This is a genomic window from Gordonia malaquae (assembly GCF_037148075.1).
Taxonomy (GTDB): domain Bacteria; phylum Actinomycetota; class Actinomycetes; order Mycobacteriales; family Mycobacteriaceae; genus Gordonia; species Gordonia malaquae.
The window spans coordinates 66,547-83,794 of sequence record NZ_JBBCUB010000003.1; the positions used below are offsets into that span (position 1 = coordinate 66,547).

General features: G+C 66.2%; 17 protein-coding genes. 9 read left to right on the forward strand and 8 right to left on the reverse strand.

Annotation, left to right across the window (positions count from 1 at the left end):
* Window positions 1–174: 174 nt before the first annotated feature.
* The 4 genes from WFK36_RS12315 to WFK36_RS12330 are packed head-to-tail and all read left to right on the forward strand — an operon-like array spanning window position 175 to window position 2,184.
* Window positions 175–351, forward strand: a complete 177-nt coding sequence (locus WFK36_RS12315; protein ID WP_336792009.1) for a hypothetical protein — start codon at window positions 175–177, stop codon at window positions 349–351.
* Window positions 352–371: 20 nt separating this feature from the next.
* Complete coding sequence (locus WFK36_RS12320) at window positions 372–863, forward strand: RNA polymerase sigma factor (protein WP_336792523.1); 492 nt, start codon at window positions 372–374, stop codon at window positions 861–863.
* Complete coding sequence (locus WFK36_RS12325) at window positions 860–1,471, forward strand: methylated-DNA--[protein]-cysteine S-methyltransferase (protein WP_336792011.1); 612 nt, start codon at window positions 860–862, stop codon at window positions 1,469–1,471. Before WFK36_RS12320 ends, WFK36_RS12325 begins: the two co-directional genes overlap by 4 nt.
* Window positions 1,468–2,184: a 2OG-Fe(II) oxygenase gene (locus WFK36_RS12330; RefSeq protein WP_336792013.1), complete on the forward strand. Its 717-nt coding sequence runs from the start codon at window positions 1,468–1,470 to the stop codon at window positions 2,182–2,184. Before WFK36_RS12325 ends, WFK36_RS12330 begins: the two co-directional genes overlap by 4 nt.
* A 32-nt stretch (window positions 2,185–2,216) precedes the next feature.
* On the opposite strand, the gene WFK36_RS12335 is transcribed toward WFK36_RS12330, so the two are convergent.
* The 3 genes from WFK36_RS12335 to WFK36_RS12345 all read right to left on the reverse strand — a co-directional run bounded on the left by WFK36_RS12335 (window position 2,217) and on the right by WFK36_RS12345 (window position 6,534).
* Window positions 2,217–3,719 carry a hypothetical protein gene (locus tag WFK36_RS12335; protein WP_336792015.1) on the reverse strand — a complete coding sequence of 501 codons (1,503 nt, stop codon included), beginning with the start codon at window positions 3,717–3,719 and terminating at the stop codon, window positions 2,217–2,219.
* A gap of 217 nt (window positions 3,720–3,936) precedes the next feature.
* Window positions 3,937–5,019: an ATP-binding protein gene (locus tag WFK36_RS12340; RefSeq protein ID WP_336792016.1), complete on the reverse strand. Its 1,083-nt coding sequence runs from the start codon at window positions 5,017–5,019 to the stop codon at window positions 3,937–3,939.
* Between the two features lie 48 nt (window positions 5,020–5,067).
* The gene (locus tag WFK36_RS12345) at window positions 5,068–6,534 is read right to left on the reverse strand and encodes a hypothetical protein (protein WP_336792018.1); all 1,467 of its coding nucleotides are present in this window, start codon (window positions 6,532–6,534) and stop codon (window positions 5,068–5,070) included.
* Between the two features lie 231 nt (window positions 6,535–6,765).
* Between WFK36_RS12345 and WFK36_RS12350 the strand changes: the two genes are divergently transcribed.
* Window positions 6,766–7,368: a glyoxalase gene (locus WFK36_RS12350; protein WP_336792019.1), complete on the forward strand. Its 603-nt coding sequence runs from the start codon at window positions 6,766–6,768 to the stop codon at window positions 7,366–7,368.
* Between the two features lie 4 nt (window positions 7,369–7,372).
* On the opposite strand, the gene WFK36_RS12355 is transcribed toward WFK36_RS12350, so the two are convergent.
* Entirely contained in the window at window positions 7,373–8,263 is an 891-nt protein-coding gene (locus tag WFK36_RS12355; RefSeq protein WP_336792020.1) for an oxidoreductase, read from the reverse strand.
* Window positions 8,264–8,458: 195 nt separating this feature from the next.
* Window positions 8,459–8,848, reverse strand: coding sequence for a MarR family winged helix-turn-helix transcriptional regulator (locus WFK36_RS12360; protein ID WP_336792524.1), 390 nt, complete (start codon window positions 8,846–8,848; stop codon window positions 8,459–8,461).
* Window positions 8,849–9,016: 168 nt separating this feature from the next.
* Between WFK36_RS12360 and WFK36_RS12365 the strand changes: the two genes are divergently transcribed.
* The 3 genes from WFK36_RS12365 to WFK36_RS12375 all read left to right on the forward strand — a co-directional run bounded on the left by WFK36_RS12365 (window position 9,017) and on the right by WFK36_RS12375 (window position 13,450).
* Window positions 9,017–11,134, forward strand: coding sequence for an MMPL family transporter (locus tag WFK36_RS12365; protein ID WP_336792526.1), 2,118 nt, complete (start codon window positions 9,017–9,019; stop codon window positions 11,132–11,134).
* Between the two features lie 176 nt (window positions 11,135–11,310).
* On the forward strand, window positions 11,311–12,819 hold the full coding sequence (locus WFK36_RS12370) for an HNH endonuclease signature motif containing protein (RefSeq protein ID WP_336792022.1): 1,509 nt from the start codon (window positions 11,311–11,313) through the stop codon (window positions 12,817–12,819).
* Window positions 12,820–12,934: 115 nt separating this feature from the next.
* On the forward strand, window positions 12,935–13,450 hold the full coding sequence (locus WFK36_RS12375) for a nuclear transport factor 2 family protein (RefSeq protein ID WP_336792023.1): 516 nt from the start codon (window positions 12,935–12,937) through the stop codon (window positions 13,448–13,450).
* Here WFK36_RS12375 and WFK36_RS12380 read toward each other — a convergent pair.
* A complete protein-coding gene (locus tag WFK36_RS12380) occupies window positions 13,437–14,318 on the reverse strand; it encodes an LLM class F420-dependent oxidoreductase (protein ID WP_336792024.1) in 882 nt (293 codons plus the stop codon). The genes WFK36_RS12375 and WFK36_RS12380 overlap by 14 nt on opposite strands.
* Window positions 14,319–14,541: 223 nt before the next feature.
* Here WFK36_RS12380 and WFK36_RS12385 point away from each other — a divergent pair, with 223 nt between their 5' ends.
* Entirely contained in the window at window positions 14,542–14,901 is a 360-nt protein-coding gene (locus WFK36_RS12385; protein ID WP_336792528.1) for a PLD nuclease N-terminal domain-containing protein, read from the forward strand.
* A gap of 39 nt (window positions 14,902–14,940) precedes the next feature.
* Here the strand turns inward: WFK36_RS12385 and WFK36_RS12390 are convergent, their stop codons facing one another.
* Together WFK36_RS12390 and WFK36_RS12395 are read right to left on the reverse strand one after the other, a co-directional pair.
* Window positions 14,941–16,305 carry an NAD(P)/FAD-dependent oxidoreductase gene (locus tag WFK36_RS12390; RefSeq protein WP_336792025.1) on the reverse strand — a complete coding sequence of 455 codons (1,365 nt, stop codon included), beginning with the start codon at window positions 16,303–16,305 and terminating at the stop codon, window positions 14,941–14,943.
* A complete protein-coding gene (locus WFK36_RS12395; protein WP_336792026.1) occupies window positions 16,302–17,003 on the reverse strand; it encodes a transporter in 702 nt (233 codons plus the stop codon). Before WFK36_RS12395 ends, WFK36_RS12390 begins: the two co-directional genes overlap by 4 nt.
* Window positions 17,004–17,248 lie beyond the last annotated feature (245 nt).

Here is a 17,248-nt window from a genome sequence, read left to right on the forward strand (position 1 = left end):
GTCATCGTCAAACGTAGTGGCGGCCACCGTAGGTCACAGTCCGATTCATTGAGACTGACGATCTGTTTTTGTCATAGAACGTTCAGGAACGCTCCATGTATTGGCCTGAGCCGATCTCACATTCGGTCGCCGGCGTCCGTCTACCGAGTAGAAACCACGATGAAGGGACCAGCGATGAGCATTCGACACATCGAGGCGAGCACGTCTCTCGGGCAGGTCACGATCGTCGCCGACGTTCCGCGAGGGGAGACGACCACGTCGTTGACCGGGTACGCGGGCGGACTCGAGCGCAAGCAGGCGCTGGTGGAGTTGGACGAGCCCGCGCCGGCCGTTGCCGGACGTCTGTTCTGACGACGAGAATGACGTTCACGATGAAGCAGCCGTTCGAGGAAGTCGTGCAGCAGCACGGGGAAACAGTCCTGCGCGTGTGCCGGTCGATCCTCGGGCTCCACCATGCTGATGACGCGTGGTCGGAGACGTTTCTGTCCGCGATGCGCGCCTACCCCGACCTGCCCGACACCGCGAACATCGAGGCGTGGCTGGTCACGATCGCCAGGCGCAAGTCGATCGACGTCCACCGCGCCGCCGCACGCAACCCGATTCCCGCCGAGCAACTCCCCGAAGCGCCGACTGCACTCGGCGTCCCCGGAGCGGTCGACGGCGAGGTGTGGGAGCACGTCGGACGACTGCCGGATCGGCAACGTCGAGCGATCACCCTGCGCTATCTGGCGGGTATGTCATACGCCGAGATCGCCGCCGTCATCGGCGGCACCGTCGACGCCGCCCGCCGAGCCTCGGCCGATGGCATGAAGAAACTGCGAAAGACCTATCCGGGCGCGACCGTGAAAGGAGCACGATCATGAACAACACCGACCACGACGCCGTCGCCGCCGCAAGCGCGCCGATCACCGCCGACCTACTGGCACGACTGCACTCCCGACTCGAGGCAGACGCGGCCGCTGAAGGACTTCTCGATGTCGCCTACACCGTCGTCGACTCCCCGGTGGGCGACCTGCTGCTGGCCGCGACACCGACCGGCCTGGTGCGGGTGGCGTTCGCCGTTGAGGACCACGACGCGGTGCTGACCGCGCTCGCGGAGAAGATCAGCCCACGGATCATGCGGGCCCCGGCCCGTCTCGACCCGGCCGCCCGCGAACTCGACGAGTACTTCGCAGGCCGCCGCCACCGGTTCGACCTGCCCTTGGACCTGTCGTTGTCGAGCGGATTCCGCAGACTCGTGCAGCAGCACCTTCCCGACATCGACTACGGCCAAACCCGCAGCTACAAGGAGATGGCGCTGATGGTCGGCAACCCGAACGCCGTCCGGGCGGTCGGCACAGCGTGCGCGACCAACCCGCTGCCGGTGGTCGTCCCGTGCCACCGGGTGCTGCGCACCGACGGCTCGCTCGGCGGATACATCGGTGGTCTGGAAGCGAAGACGACCCTTCTGGACATGGAGGCGGCAGCATGAGCACCCAGACCTGGGGCGAGCGGGTCGACTCGGCGGACTGGGACGCCGTCGCAGGCGAACTCGACGAGTTCGGCGGCGCACTCCTTCCTCAACTGCTGACCGTCGACGAAGCGGCTGGGATCCGCGACCTGTACGTCGAGGACGGACTGTTCCGCAGCACCGTCGACATGGCACGGCACCGATTCGGCGACGGTCAGTATCGGTACTTGAAGTCCCCCTATCCGGAGCCCGTCGAGCAGCTCAAGCAGGCGTTGTACCCGCGGTTGCAGCCGATCGCCCGTGATTGGTGGGCCCGGCTCGGTCGACCCACACCGTGGCCGGACACCCTCGACGAATGGCTCACGCAGTGCCACGACGCCGGTCAGACGAAGTCGACGGCCATCATCCTGCGGTACGGGCGCGGCGACTGGAACGCACTGCACCGCGACCTCTATGGCGACCTCGTGTTCCCGCTGCAAGTGGTGATCAACCTCAACGAGCCCGGCGTGGACCACACCGGCGGCGAGTTCCTGCTCGTCGAACAACGACCCCGCGCACAGTCGCGAGGCACCAGCACGCAACTTCCGCTAGGGCACGGATACGTGTTCACCACACGCGACCGCCCGGTGAGATCGGCCCGCGGATGGTCCGCGGCACCGGTCCGCCACGGAGTGTCCACCGTCCGATCCGGCGAGCGCCACACCCTCGCCCTCGTCTTCCACGACGCCGCGTGAGAGCACCGCCGAATCGGTTGATGCGAGAACGATCAGGAACGCTCGATCTCCAGACACAGCGACGACATCAGGTTGAGCAGAACGTTCAGCCCGTACGTGGTGAGGAATCCACCGACGTGCGGCAGCAGCTCGATGCCGAGCGCCGACGAGAACAGGGGCGACACCGTCGCGTCGTCGATCGTGGTGAGGACGAACGTGATGACCTGCGCCGCGATGTCGGCGGCGAGCTTTGCACTCGCCACGGTCACGTCGGCGAGGGTGATCGTCTGCGCGAGACCCACGCCGCGGCCCAGGAGCTTCGCGACCCCGAGGATCTCGGCGAGCTCAGGATTGTCCGACGAGCCGTTCTCCAAGCCGATGTCGATGATCTTCTCGAGTTCCGACGGCCCGGGGTCGGTTCCTTCGGGAACCCGGGTGGCGCCGAGGAACTTCTCCAGGCCGCGAGTGACCGTCGCGATCCGGTTCGCTGTCTTCTCGTCGCGGGCGTTGGCCTGCAGCAACTTCGACGTGAGCGAGACGATCCGACCGAGCGAGAGGTCGGAGACCGACGGGCAGGTGGACGGCTCGGCGATCGCGAGTTGGTCGGCGATCGACTGGATGATCGCCGGGACCTCGGTGGTGAACTGCAGGTCCGGGTCGGGTTTGCCCGCGCGGGAGATCTCGTCCGGCGTCATCTTCACCAGACACCGGCCGATGATCGCGTCGCTGACCTTCGAGTACAGCAGCGACATGCCCTGTGCGCCGAGTGACAACGGCATCGTGATCAGGGTGATGCTGCTCGCCGGGCCGGCCGCCAGCAGGACCGGCGCGATGTCGTTGAGCACCGACGACGGAATCAACACGGTGAGGTAGAAGTACAGCCACGCGGTCTCGACTGCCTGGCTGATCGTCAGATTGTCGAGCGTGATCGGCTGAGCGTACCGGCCCTCCTTGACGTTCATCAGCTGCGTCACGAGCCACTGGGAGATCGGGTCCCGATGCGTGTTCATGGGGGCCGATTCCGACGCGCCGAGGCCCCTCGGATGCGTCGACACCGCGAGCGTCGAGATCTCCATGCTGCGCAGATCGGCGAGCACCGACGCCCGGGCAGTCTCGGCTTCGGCACGCTGCGCGGGCGGAAGGAACGGCGTGAACGAGTCGAACACCGCTCGGACCACAGCACCGAAGGTCGCAGTCTCCGCGCCGACACAGCTCTGGTCGGACGTGCTGTCAGACGACCCGGTGCCCGTCGAGCCGGTGTCGGACGATCCGGTGCCCGAGCTCCCGGTGTCGGGCTTCTCGGGGTCGCTCGGCGACGCGGGATCGAGCGCGCCGCCCTCTGCCGTGTGCTGCTTGGTGAGCGTGTCGACCCCGCCGGGGGTGGTGACAGCGGCCGGGCTCTCCTCCATCGCGGCCGCTGCCGTCTCCACGGACGCCGTCAGATCACGAGCGGGCACCGGATTGCTCTGCCCGACGCTCATGACGATGACGGAACTCGCGAGAAGGGCGCCGCCGACGCGGATCACCCGCGACGACAGGAGACGACTAATTGCCACTGGACTACGAACCCTCTACTCACGACGTCACGCATGACCATGCGACGTCCACGAGTACATTGAGCCACGAGTTACGTCGATCACAACGCCTGCGGCTCAGTGCTGACGCACACACGGCCCGAGTCTGGCGTCGGCCGGTCGAAATCGTGCCGTCGACCGCCGCGCGGGTCTCACATAGTCATCCCACCGGGGTCATCCCAGTGGGTCACCCCGGTGGTCACCGCAGTGGGACCGCGACATCCGATCCGCCCTCGTGAGTGAGACGAGCACCGACCTGGACGATCTGGGGAGTCGGCGCGAACCCGCCGGCGAAGAGCACCTGTCCCTGGCCGAACGACGGCGAACGATCGAGGAGGTTCGGCGGGGCGTAACCGAAGACCTGCCCCAACTCAGCGAGGTCGAGCGCCGAGCTCATCTTCATCAACCCGAGGTTGTCGCACTGCGACAGGGCGTTCGGATGGACCTTGGACGGGCGCTGCGTCGAGAGAAGCAGCCAGATCCCGTACTTGCGGCCCTCGGCGGCTATCTGCACGATCCGGTCGGTGAGCAGCCTCTCCAGCGGCGTTGACGGGTTGGGCATGCAGAGATTGTGCGCTTCGTCGATCACGACTAGTCGGCCCACACGCTGACCGCGGTGCGCCCACAGGTTGTCCAAGACGGCCAGCGCGGTCGCCTGCGACTCCTCTGGCGTCCCGAACGATCCGAGGTCGACAACGGTCGCATCAGCCCGTTCCGCGATCGCATCGGTGACGTCCGGCCGCCCCCACGCCCACAGGTCCCAGTCGGCCACGCCGAGGTTCTCCAAACGGACCGCGATTCGCAGAAACTGCTCGTCCCCGCTTCTCCGCAGCCACTCGACGAGCGGTTCGTCCATGTCGGGCAGACCTGCGGCAGCCGATCTGATCATCGTGTTGAACTCGTCCGCGTCCCGGATCGGGTCGAGTTGAAGGATCGCCGACCGCGACCTGATGTCCATGTCCACGAACCGGACCTTCAGCGGGTTCTCCGCGCCGTCACCCGGCCGGAGCACGCGGACGGTGCGTCGGGCCAGTTCCGCCGACGCATCCTCCGGGGCGTCAGCGCGGACGGAGCCGAGTTCGGTGAAGTCGGAGTTCGGGTCCAGAACGACAATCGGCAACTCGGTGTGAAGCATCACCTGCTCGAGGAGCACACCGAGCGCGTACGTCTTTCCTGAACCGCTCTGGCCACACCAGAAGGTGTGCCGATTCAACCGGTGAGCCAGCAGCGACGCGGCGGTCTCGGAGTCGAGGTGGGTTCCGATCGGGAGATGAGTCGACATGCCGGGATCGTAGCGTTCGTCGCGCCGATGAGGGGCCGTCCGCTCAGTTCACCACCGCGTGGCCGACACACCGGTACCGGCGACGGTCGTCCGATCCTCGTCGAGACAGATCGACCGCAAGACATTGTGGAAGACGACCAGTCCGTACGTGTTCGGAGCGTTGATCACGCCCTTGATCCGCGGCATCAGGTCGACGCCGCCCATGGTCGCGGCGAGTCCCGACGCGGCCTGATCTTGGATCAGGGAGATCACCTGAGTGGTCAGCGCGTACGCGAAGTACGCGGCCGTGAGCGATTTGGTGACCGTCAGGTCCCACATCGGGACCATCTCACCGGGCTTGTCGCCCTTCGCGAGGTTGTGTGCCAACCCGACGAGCATGTCGGTGAGAGCACCGCCCGCGTACGGCGCCACGCCGAGCCCGTACGACAGCAGGGTCTCGACTGTCGAGAAGTCTGCGGGATCCGCGGGGATCAGGTTGTGGGGCACCAGCGTGATCTTCATGAACTGCTTCAGGCCGCGGATCCGGTTCTTGACCTCGGCCGCCGTGCCGCGGTTCGGCGCGACCGCCTGGAGGTACTCGGAGGTCCGTTCGACGACGCGCCCCAGGGACATGTCGGCGACGGCGGGACACGTTCCGGGTTCGGCGATCGACACCTGACCTGCGATGTCGGCGATGATCGACGGAACTTGCGAGGTGAAGGCCAGGTCGGGGTCGGGCCTGCCCGCCTGTTCGATCTGCGCCGGGGTCATCTGCGCGGTGCAGCGGTCGACCACCGCATTGCTGATCGCCTTGTAGAACAGCTTCATTCCGGCCGTGCCGATGGTGATCGGAAGGGTGATCAGGGTACCGAGCGACGTCGGGCCGACCGAGTAGAACGTCGGCATCGTGTCCTTGGCCATCGTCAGCGGGATGACCGCGGTCAGATAGAAGTACAACCACGCCGTCTCCACCGCCTGAGACACCGTGAGGTTGTCCACGCGAATCGGCCGACCGGCGTCGCCGTCCTTGACGTTCATCAGCTGCGTCACGATCCACTGCGAGATCGGATCGCGATAGGTGTTGATCGGCGCATCGTCGGACGCACCGAAGTCCGACGGGTGCATCGAGATCGCGAGATCAGAGATCGTCATCTGATGCAGACCCGACAGCGCCTTCGTCTTCGCCGCCCGTGCCGCGCCACGATGCTCAGCGGGTATCTGCGGAAGAAACGAATCGAACACCGCGCTGAAGACGACGCCGAGAGTCGCCGACCGACCGGGCGCGCACACGGTGCCGTCCGGGGACGTCACCGTCGGAGGTGACTTCTTCGGCGACGTAGGTGCAGTGGATTCCTCATCCACTGTCGTCGACCGGTCGAGAACCTGCTCGGGAAGGTCGACGACGGAGGCTCGGTCGGACGCCGACGGGACACCCCCCGTGCTCTGCGTGGTGCCGACCACCAGCAGGCCGCACACCATGGCGGCGGTTCCGATTCGCAGCGCCCGTGCGCGTGCCGTCTCACCGAACGTAATCACGTGAAGTTCTCCCGACTCACCAGCGTGCGGCAAGCACGCGACCGCTCTGTATCTAGCCACGTCGCGGACCGTTCTGCGCAATGAGACGGCAGTTTCGACACGAAATTAATCATCTGTTCGGACTAACGGCAAATCTGTGCCAGAGAGCGGCGTCGAGCGTCACGGACTGCATCCCGCATCGATCAGTTTTCGAGAAGCGGGAGTCGCGCAGACCGCCGTAGCGTTCTTCCCATGACATCGATCAACACACTCACAATCACCGCATCCGACGTCGACGCGACGCGGACCTTCTACAACTCGGCCTTCGGCCTCGGCGACCTGCTCCGCGTCGAGCACTCCGACGAACCGTCATCGGGCTTCCGCGGCTTCGCAGTCTCCCTCGTCGTCGCCGACGCCGGCGTGGTCGACGGGTTCTTCGACGCCGCCGTCGCCGCAGGGGCGAAGATCGTCAAGCCCGCGTCGAAGTCCCTCTGGGGGTACGGCGCGACCCTCGAGGCGCCCGACGGCACCGTGTGGACGCTCGCGTCGTCGACGAAGAAGGCCACCGGAGCGCCTCTGGGCGTCGTCGACTCGGTCGTCCTGCTGCTCGGCGCGTCCGACGTGGCGGCCACGAAGGCGTTCTACGTCGACAAGGGCCTGACCGTCGCGAAGAGCTTCGGCCGCAAGTACGTCGAATTCGAGAAGGGCGACGGACAGATCACCCTCGCACTGCAGAGCCGCAAGGCCACCGCCAAGAACGCCGGCGTGCCCGCTGACGGCAACGGGTCCCATCGCCTCCTCGTGTCGTCCGACGCCGGCGCGTTCACCGACCCCGACGGCTTCGCCTGGGTATAGGGCGTCAGAGGGCGAACGAGACGCCGGTCAACTCCGCCGACAGGTCCCACAACTTCGTCGCGACATCGAGGTCGCTCGCGCGGGCGGTGCGGCCCGCGAGCGCCGGGTGACCGCGCATCTCGTTGAGTCCGTCGGGTCCGACGTACGATCCGCCCGGCAGGTCCTGGCTCGCGGCGAACAGCATCGGCCACGTCCCCGCCTCAGCCGACTGTGCGATCACCTTGTTGCCGATCCGTCCACCCCAGTCGAACACCGGATTACCGGTGCGGGTCTGCAGGTTGGTGGCCGCGTAGCCGGGATGGGCGGCCATCGATCGGACCGTCGACCCCGCGGCGGTCAGCTTGCGCTGCAACTCGAGCGAGAACAGCAGGTTGGCGAGTTTCGACTGCCCGTACGCGGTCGCCCTGTTGTAGCCGCGCCGTTCCCAGTTGAGATCGGCGAGGTCGATTCGGCCACTGCGGTGCATCATCGACGACATCGTGACGACTCGGTCTGTGACGTGCGGAAGCAGCAGATTCGTGAGGGCGAAATGACCCAGGTGGTTGGTGCCGACCTGCATCTCGAACCCGTCCGCGGTCCGCGACTCGGGCACATTCATCACACCCGCATTGTTCGCCAGGACGGCGATGTCGCCGCTCCAGTCGCGCGCGAAGTCGCGGATCGACGAAAGGTCCGCGAGGTCGAGGCGTCGGACGTCGGTGTGTCCGCTCAGAGATGCCGCGGCCTTCTCGCCTTTGGTCGTGTCACGGACAGCGAGGACGACGTGCGCACCGACTCGCGCGAACTCCCGAGCCGCCACCAGACCCAGCCCACTGTTCGCGCCGGTGACGATCACCGTCCGACCGGTGAAGTCGGGAAGGTCGTCGGATGTCCACGTCATCGCATCGCTGGTCATCAATCCTTGCTATCACTCATCGCGACGCCTGTCATCGGCCGACGATGACTCGGGCCCCCCACGGACCCGAGTCACCGGCCGACGCCTATGAGGCGAACAGCCAATCGATCGATCGATCAACTGGTGGGTACCGTAGGCGGCGGGCGGCGACGATGTCCACCGAACGGCATGAATTCGGCCGTTCGGCGGATCGCCCTAGGGCAATTCACCCTCACTCTGCATCTCGATGAGCTTGAGCAGTATCGCGCGGAGTTCCGCCTTGGAGTCGCCGATCGCGGCGATCAGGCGAGGATCCGTGCGTTCCCGTTCCACCAGCGACTCGTACACAGTGCGGCCCGCGGCAGTCGCGGCGACAACCCTGCGACGATGATCCCCGGGATCAACTTCCCGCGTGACGTATCCACTGCGCACGAGCCGTTCGATCGTGTGGCTCGCGGTCTGGTCGGTCACCCTGGCGGCCCGCGCGATCTCACGCTGCGAAGACGGCCCGGCGGCGACGGTGTGCAACACCACGAGGCCGGCGCTCGACATGTCGTACTCGCGGAGCACACTCTCCCATTCGTGCTCCACCAGGCGCGCCGCCATCGAGAGCAACCGCCCGGTCGGCCACCCTGCGTATCCATCGTTCACGCCGATCAACCTACCTCCGAACGGGCGCGGGATTCGGACCGTTGAATTACTCAGTAGACTGAGCTTTAATTGCGGTACGTGAGCACGACACATCGCGGCCCCACGACGATCTCGGAGGACTCCGTGCCCGACCTCGCAGACACAGAACAGCCGACGAGTCGCAAACGATGGCTCATCCCCGCACTCTTGATCATCGTTTGGCTCATCGTCGGATCGATGGGCGGACAGTTCGCCGGCCGCCTCGGCGACGTTCAGACCAACGACAACTCGTCATTTCTACCTGCGTCTGCAGAAGCAACCGAGGTGGCGGAGCTCGAATCGTCATTCATCGACAGCACCAGCGTCCCGGCGATCATCGCCGCGTCACGCGATTCTGGAGTCACCCCCGCCGACATCGACTTCCTGCAGACGGCGACCGCCGCCGCAGCTGACGCGAACCAAGCCGTTCGGGCCGCCTCACCCGCCGTGCAGTCGCAGGACGGCGCAGCCGCGCGAGTCGTCGTTCCGATCGATTCGACGAGCGACGTCGCGGCCGTCGTCGAAGAGTTGCGCGAGGTGCTCGCCACGGGCGCGCCCGACGGCTTGTCCATGTATGTGACCGGGCCCGCGGGAACCGCCGCAGACCTGACCGAAGCGTTCGGCGGAATCGACGGGCTCCTCCTGCTCGTGGCAGGCATCGTCGTGATCCTGATCCTCATCGTCGTGTACCGGAGTCCCATCCTTCCGTTCGTCGTCATCCTGTCGGCGATCTTTGCGCTCGCTCTGGCCAGTGCGGTCGCGTACTGGCTCGCGTCCACCGACACGATCACGCTCAACGGCCAGAGCCAGGGCATCCTCTTCATCCTGGTGTTCGGCGCCGCGACCGATTACGCACTCCTGCTCGTCGCCCGTTACCGGGAGGAACTCTCCACAACGGACGACAAGTACGACGCGATGCGCACCGCATGGCGGGCGACCATCGAACCGGTCGCCGCGTCAGCGGGCACCGTGATCGCCGGCGTTCTGTGCCTGCTGCTGTCGGATCTGAACTCGAACCGCAGCCTCGGGCCGGTCGCCGCCATCGGAATCGCAGCGTCGCTGATCGCGTCGATGACATTCCTGCCCGCGGTTCTCGCGCTCATCGGACGGCGCGCCTTCTGGCCGCGGACTCCCGTCCACACGGTGTCACGACCTGCCGATGCCGAGCAGTCTCACCGCATCTGGGCAGCGCTCGCGCGGCAGGTCTCGCGCCGTCCGCGCACGATCTGGGTGGCCTGCGCGCTGCTTCTCGGCATCTTCGCCGCCCTCATGCCGTCCTTCAAGGCCGACGGCGTCGCCCAGTCGGACACGTTCCTCGTCACCGTCGACTCACAACGCGGTCAGGAAGTCCTCTCAGCGCATTTCGACGCGGACGCCGGATCCCCCGCGCTCATCATCACGAGCTCGGGAACAGTCGCCGCAGTTCAGAAAGCTGCGGCAGGCGTCGACGGAGTCGCCGCCGTGACCCCTGTCGGCGACCCGGGCGCCGCTCCCAAGACCGTGGACGGCCGCTCCGCGCTCCGAGCCGAACTCACCGATCCCGCAGACTCGCTCGCCGCCGAGGACACTGTCGTCCGACTCCGCGACGCCGTCCGGTCCGTCGACGGCTCCGATGCCCTTGTCGGCGGTTCGACAGCCGTCGACTTGGACACGAAAACCACCGCGACGCACGACAAGAATCTGATCATTCCCGTCGTGAGCCTGGTCGTCCTGCTGATCCTGTGTCTGCTGCTCCGCTCGATCCTCGCGCCGTTGATCCTGATGGCGACGGTGATCCTCTCGTTCGCGGCCACACTCGGGATCTCGTCGATCGTGTTCAACCACATCCTCGGGTTCCCCGGTGCGGATCCCGTCGTCCCGCTGTTCGCCTTCGTGTTCCTGGTGGCACTCGGGATCGACTACAACATCTTCCTGATGACACGCGCCCGTGAAGAAGCCCTCCAGATCGGGACGCGTCGAGGGATCATCAAGGCGTTGACCGTGACAGGCGGAGTGATCACGTCGGCAGGTGTCGTCCTTGCCGCCACCTTCTCCGCGCTCTCGGTGATTCCGCTGATCTTCCTCGCGCAGATCGCCTTCATCGTCGCGTTCGGAGTGCTGCTCGACGCCCTGATCGTTCGGACCCTGCTGGTCCCGGCCCTGGTGCACGACATCGGACAGAAGGTCTGGTGGCCCAGCCGCCTGAGCCGTTCCGAGCAAAGCCCCCGGTCGCCCCGCCCATAGGACACGCCCCCACTGCCCCCTGATCGATCGCAACTCGCACTGCCCGTTGAGCGAGCGAAGCGAGTCGAAGCATTGTCGCCATCTAGTTCGAACTAATTATCGATCTTGATATGATTTGTCACACCCACTGGCTATACTGGAGACATCAACACAGCAGCTGAAAGGAGGCGAGCACCATGACCGACACATTCGATCTCCCCGATTCGCCTCTAGAGCTCGCCCGCCTGCAAGACGCAGTAGCAGTGAAACTGTCCGCGGTGTCACTGACTCCGATGACCGACGACGACGTGCTCGACATGTCCGAGGTCTTCGAACGTTCCAATCGCCGGTCCGACGGCATCGGTGCACGGCTGTACGCGGAGGTCTCCACCCGCGGGGCCTACCGCAAAGCCGGCGTTCAGACGCCGGGCAAGTACCTCACCGCCGCCCTGCGCCTGGGCCTCGGCTCCAGCAAGCGCCGCGTCGCCGCAGCCTTGGCGATCAGCCCGATGTGCAACTACTCGGGCGATCAGCTCGACCCGGTCTTGCCGGCCACTGCGGCAGCGGTCGCCGATGGCGACTTGTCGGTCGACCACGTCAGCGAGATCGTGGCGGTCATCGAGGAGATCCCCGCTGCGATTCCGGCCGAGGACAAGGCCCGTGCCGAAGCCGAGCTCGCCGAGTTGTCTCGGCAGTTGACGCCGGAGGGCACCCGGGAGGTCGGTCGCCGGATACTGGCCCACCTGGACCCCGACGGGTCGTTGACCGACGATGCCGATCGCGCCCGGACTCGGGGATTTGCGATCCAACCGCAGGACAAGCGGCTGATGTCCAAGATCCTGGCGCAACTGTCGCCGTCGCTTCGAGCCAAGCTCGAAGCCGTTCTCACCCTCTGGGCAGAGCCCGGGATGAACAATCCCGACGACCCCGAGTCCCCGCGCGGCGCGGCCTACGGTGCAGATGCGGAAGCGCTCGCCGCCGCGCGTGAGCGCGACACGCGCTCGCAGTCCCAGCGCAATCACGACGCGCTCGAGGCGATGCTCGACCATCTGCTCGCCAACGGTGCCCTCGGTGATTCCGTCGCCCTCCCCGCCCACCTCGTGGTCACCGCTTCGCTGGAGGACCTCGAGAACCGTGCCGGTGTTGCGGTCACCGCCACCGGCACGCGTCTGCCGGTCACCGACCTTGTCGACATCGCAGCCGACGCCACGCCGTGGCTTGAAGTGTTCGAAGGCCAGTCTTCGCAGATCCTGCACCTGGGTCGCGGCAAGCGCCTCGCCTCGCTGGCTCAGCGGCTCGCGTTGTTCGGTCGGGACCGCGGATGCACCGCACCCGGATGCACTACCCCGTGGTCACGGACTCAGGCGCATCACATGCCCGACTGGCAAGACGGCGGACCCACCGACATCGACCACCTCGGAGGGGCCTGCGGAGGACACAACCGCAGCGTCTCCACCACACCCGGCGGATGGGAGACCACCGTCCTCACCTCTGGCCCATTCAAGGGCCGGGTCGGATGGCGGCCCACCGGCTCGAACCAGCCGTGGAAAGTCAACCACTCGCTGCAGCCCGAGAAGCTGCTCCCCGCGATCCGTGCCACTCAGTCCGGGTCGGCGGTCGAGAAATGGTTGTCGTGCCGGATCCCGGCACCACCGCCGGGACCGCCGGCCCCACCAGGGGTCGACGTGGTGCGGAACCCCGCCTGAGCTGGTCAGGCGGGGACACCGCCATGCTCGCAGGACTCCGGACTCCATCTCAGCCCGCTTCCAGTGAATGGAACTACTGCTTGTTGCAGCAAGCCACCCCTGCCACGTTGAAACCATGACTGCTCAACTCACTCTCAGCACCGCCGACCAGCTCATGGCAATCGAGGAGATCAAGCGGACGTTCTGCGCTCGCCTCCGCTGCATGGACAACAAGGAGTGGGAGGTCTATCCGACGCTGCACACCAACGATGTGGTCTCCGAGACCTGGGGAGGACTGCCGGCCGACAAGCAGCCGAAGACCGGCGGCACGTCGAATCGGATCGTTGGAAAGGAGAAGCTGACGGCCGCGATCAGCAGCTTCCTCGACGGCGACGTCAAGGTGACGACGGTGCATCACGGCCACATGCCGGAGATCGAACTGACGTCGGACACCACCGCCCGCGGCATCTGGGCGATGGAGGACAAGCTCTGGTGGACCAACGGCGATCACGAGGAGCATCTCCACGGATATGGCCACTACCACGAGGAGTACCGCAAGGAGAACGGCCGCTGGCTGATCAGCTACCGTCGGCTCAGCCGCCTCCGCGAAGACACGACTCCGAACTACTTCGACTACGTCACGGCGCTGTAGTCGCGTCGAAGCGCGCACCGATCGATTCGGCGACGGCCCGTAGCTCGGCGAGCTGATCGGTGTAGTGCGCGAGGCTCGATGCGGTGAGCGACGCCGTGATGATCGTCGCTCCCGCTTCGCGCAGACTCTCCAACCGGCGGCGGGTGTCCTCGGGATCACCGAGCGGATCGAGCAGTCCGCTCGTGAGGACGACGTCGAAACCATCGGGAAGGTCGACGCTCGACAGCATCTGGGACACCTGCTCCGGCGTCAAGGCGAACGGGCTAAACCCGTCACCCAGGTCAACAGCTCGGCGGAGCGCCCGACGGGTGCGTCCACCGACCCAGACCGGAACCGAATCCTGCACGGCGTGCGGCTCCACCATCACGTCGTCGTACGCGTAGAACGGACCGTCGTGCGTCGGAGTACCGGTGGATAACGCCGACCGGATAGCCGCGAGCGCGTCGTCGGCACGGGCGCCGCGGTCGTCGAAGGGCATGTCGAGGAGCTCGAACTCCTCGCGCAGGCTGCCGACGCCGACGCCGAGGACCAGTCGTCCACCGGACACCTGGTCGAGGGTGCCGTAGCGTTTCGCGACCTCGAGCGGATGGTGATAAACGAGGACCAACACGCTGGTGGCGAATCGAATGCGGTCGGTGACTGCGGCCAGATATCCGAACGTGGCGAGCGGATCCCAATAGACGCCGCCCCGTTCTGCGGCGACGTCGACCGGCACCGCCACGTGTTCACTGCACGTCACGTGGTGATAACCCAGCTGGTCAGCAGCCTTCGTCACGGTCGCCAACTCGGCGATGCCCGCACCCGCCTCCCAGACCTGAGTGGTCGGAGGGTAGGCGGTGACAACGGGGAGACCGAGACCGACGAACATCAGATCGCTCCGAGAATCGACGCTGACGAACCATGGCGGACAAGGTCGGACATGTACTCACTCCCCGATCGCGGACTGTTTCATCGAGCATCGCACGCACCGAGTCGACATCTATGCGTGGTCCTGCTGGGTGGGAGAACCACGCCGTGGTGAGCGCAGGAGTCGCCCTGTTCCCGGCATACATGGCACTATCGGACGGGAGAGTCTCTTCTGGGGGTGTATGGTGCCGTACTTCGGTCTGATCGTGCTGGTGGTCTGGGCGATAGCGCTCATCGACGTCGTCGTGGCCGAGGAGTACCGCGTCCGGCATCTGCCGAAGATCGCGTGGCTCATCATCGTGATTCTGCTGCCGCTCGTCGGCTCGCTCGTGTGGTTCCTCGTCGGCCGCCCGGAAGGCGCCCCCGCACCCGCCCGAACGACCGGCTATCCCGAGTACGAACGGCCGGGCAGATCGGCGCCGTCCAACCCAGACGACGACGAGGAGTTCCTCCGATCGATCCGCGAACGAGCGGAAGAACAGCGCCGCAAGGGCCGCGAACTGCGCGACAAGCAGGACCCAGACGGCGCGTCGTCGGAGGATTGACGGCTCCTCGAAGCAGCAGCAGCCGTCGACAACGCCGCCTCAACGCGGACGGCATGCCGCATCCGCGTAGCGTCGCCGCGCGGTTCGCATGCTTCCGTTGACGGCGTCGTTGAACCGGTCGAGCGCCCATGCGGCGCGGACTCCGAGGCGGCCCATGATCAGGCCTACAGCTCGGCCGAACCGCGGTTCGTCGGCCCACACGGTTGCCAAGTCGTCCGGCGTGTTTCCGGTCGCGATCCGGTCGGCGATGAGCGATCCGATGTAGGTCGCCTGTGCGAGTCCGTGACCGTTGCACGCGAGAGAGTAGTAGACGTTGCCCCCGACCGTCCCGGCCACGGGCAGCCAGGTCGCGGTGATCCCGATCCAGCCGCCCCACGCCTTCGCGACGGCCACGTCGGCCAGCGGTGGGAACCGGCGGTGGAACGCATCGGCGAGTTCCGCGACCACCGACGGGGCAGGAGTGCGCTCGGGAAGCGGGTAGTCGACGGCGCGCTCGATCCTGCGCACTCCGAAGACGATGGTGTTGCGCGCGGTGAGGCGGTAGTTCTCCATTATGTTGTGCTGCGTGACGAGACCGGAGCGGCTGGTCCAGCCGAGTGCGGCGAGCCGCTCCGGGTCGATCGGCTCGGTCTCGGCCTCTGTCACCCACATCGGGGAGGACAATCGCTTCGGAGTGATGTCCCACTCCCCAGCATTGGCGTTTGTGGCGAGCACGACGGTGCCCGCCCGGACGATGCCGCCGGGCGTCTCGACGACTACATCGTCCCCGTCGCGGACAACGTCTGTCACCTTCGACTGCTCGAAGACCCGGACCGACGAACCGAGGACTGCGGTGCGCAACCCGCGGAGGAACTTCCCTGGATTCAGGATGCCTCCGTTGACCTCCCGCATACCGCCGAGAAAGCCGTGGGGTATCCCCAGTTCGCGGGCGTCGCCTTCCGCGACCTGGGCGCCGGCCCGGCGGAGGACCTTCGCGATTCGCCGGGTCCGCCCGAGCTGGCCGCGGGACACCGCGGCGAAGACGTTGCCGGTGGCCTCGTAGTCGCAATCGATGCCGCGCGCCTCGATCAGCTCTTCGACATGGGCGGCCGCGTTCTCCGTCATCCGGATCAGCGCGGGCATCCGTTTGCGGTACAACAGGTCCAGCAGCTGGATGTCCCCGCCGGGAGCGCTGGCCAGTTGGCCTGCGTTGCGTGAGCCGGAACCGTACCCGCAGAACTCCGCCTCCAGCAGCACAGTGTCCACGCCGTGCTCTGCGAGCCGCAGCGCCGTCGCCATGCCGGCGAGGCCACCGCCGATCACGACAACAGAGCAGGCCAGATTCTCCGCCAGCGGAGCACGGACGTCGGCCGGCGGATCGATCCAGCCGGAGAATGCCGAGTAGGCGGTGCGCGCGATGGTCATGCGTTCTTCACCCCGTCCACGACGGCCGGGGCGGCGCCCCTGAAAGCGTCGGCTGCGCGGTTGTGCGCGTCGAACACCACGTAAGACCGGTACACGGCAAGCATCGCCAGGCCCCAGGTGAACAGCGCCAGAATGTAGAACAGCGTGTGGTCGGCGTCGTCGCCGGGAATATGCCAGAAGTCGTAGATCGACGCCACCACCACGTTCAACACCGTCGCGACCCACACCCAGACCGCATGGGTGCGCTCGCCGAGCGCCCACAGTCGCTGCCCGTAATACACGAAGAACGCGCTGACACCCAGCGCCATCACCAGGAAGAACACCTTTCCGGACGTGCCGATCTCGGTTGCGAACTCGGACAGCAGGAAGCCGAGCACCGCTGCGAGGGCAAAGGCGCCCACCTCGACGGTCCTCGTGGGCTTGTACCGGTGTGTGACGACGAGCAGGCCGAGGACCAGGATCACCGTGAAACCGATCGACCGGGAGAAGGCGTCCAGAAAGAACGCGAAGTGATACATCGGCGAATCGGTGCCGGCCTTGGTGATGCCGTAGACCAGGAAGTTGCTGCCCGACGTGGCCATGATGATCCACTCGAGGCCGATCAGCCAGTTCGAGTACTTCCTGATGAATTTGATGCCGCAGGTGAATCCGATGGCGATCATCCAGATGTCCGCTGCGGCGAAAAGCAATTCGCGCATGGTGCCGTTCCTTCGTGAGATGTGATCCGTGTCTCGTGACTGTTCTCACGGTGTCGCGGCGAACCCTCCACGCGCTACCGCGAGATGCAACATCCTCGATCGGCCTACGCAACACCTTGCACCAGTCGATGCGATTCGACGGCGGCCCTCCGTGCGGACATGTGCACCCTGCACTGCTCCACTTGAGAACAGGGCGCAGTGTGTTGTGGACCACACGAGGGCCGGACCGGCACGGTCGTAGGCAC

Bases quoted from the DNA above. Each gene is read 5' to 3' on its own strand.
- WFK36_RS12315 (WP_336792009.1), top strand. From the start codon at position 175: ATGAGCATTCGACACATCGAGGCGAGCACGTCTCTCGGGCAGGTCACG.
- WFK36_RS12320 (WP_336792523.1), top strand. From the start codon at position 372: ATGAAGCAGCCGTTCGAGGAAGTCGTGCAGCAGCACGGGGAAACAGTC.
- WFK36_RS12325 (WP_336792011.1), top strand. From the start codon at position 860: ATGAACAACACCGACCACGACGCCGTCGCCGCCGCAAGCGCGCCGATC.
- WFK36_RS12330 (WP_336792013.1), top strand. From the start codon at position 1,468: ATGAGCACCCAGACCTGGGGCGAGCGGGTCGACTCGGCGGACTGGGAC.
- WFK36_RS12340 (WP_336792016.1), bottom strand. From the start codon at position 5,019: ATGTCGACTCATCTCCCGATCGGAACCCACCTCGACTCCGAGACCGCC.
- WFK36_RS12350 (WP_336792019.1), top strand. From the start codon at position 6,766: ATGACATCGATCAACACACTCACAATCACCGCATCCGACGTCGACGCG.
- WFK36_RS12355 (WP_336792020.1), bottom strand. From the start codon at position 8,263: ATGACCAGCGATGCGATGACGTGGACATCCGACGACCTTCCCGACTTC.
- WFK36_RS12360 (WP_336792524.1), bottom strand. From the start codon at position 8,848: ATGGCGGCGCGCCTGGTGGAGCACGAATGGGAGAGTGTGCTCCGCGAG.
- WFK36_RS12370 (WP_336792022.1), top strand. From the start codon at position 11,311: ATGACCGACACATTCGATCTCCCCGATTCGCCTCTAGAGCTCGCCCGC.
- WFK36_RS12375 (WP_336792023.1), top strand. From the start codon at position 12,935: ATGACTGCTCAACTCACTCTCAGCACCGCCGACCAGCTCATGGCAATC.
- WFK36_RS12380 (WP_336792024.1), bottom strand. From the start codon at position 14,318: ATGTTCGTCGGTCTCGGTCTCCCCGTTGTCACCGCCTACCCTCCGACC.
- WFK36_RS12390 (WP_336792025.1), bottom strand. From the start codon at position 16,305: ATGACCATCGCGCGCACCGCCTACTCGGCATTCTCCGGCTGGATCGAT.
- WFK36_RS12395 (WP_336792026.1), bottom strand. From the start codon at position 17,003: ATGCGCGAATTGCTTTTCGCCGCAGCGGACATCTGGATGATCGCCATC.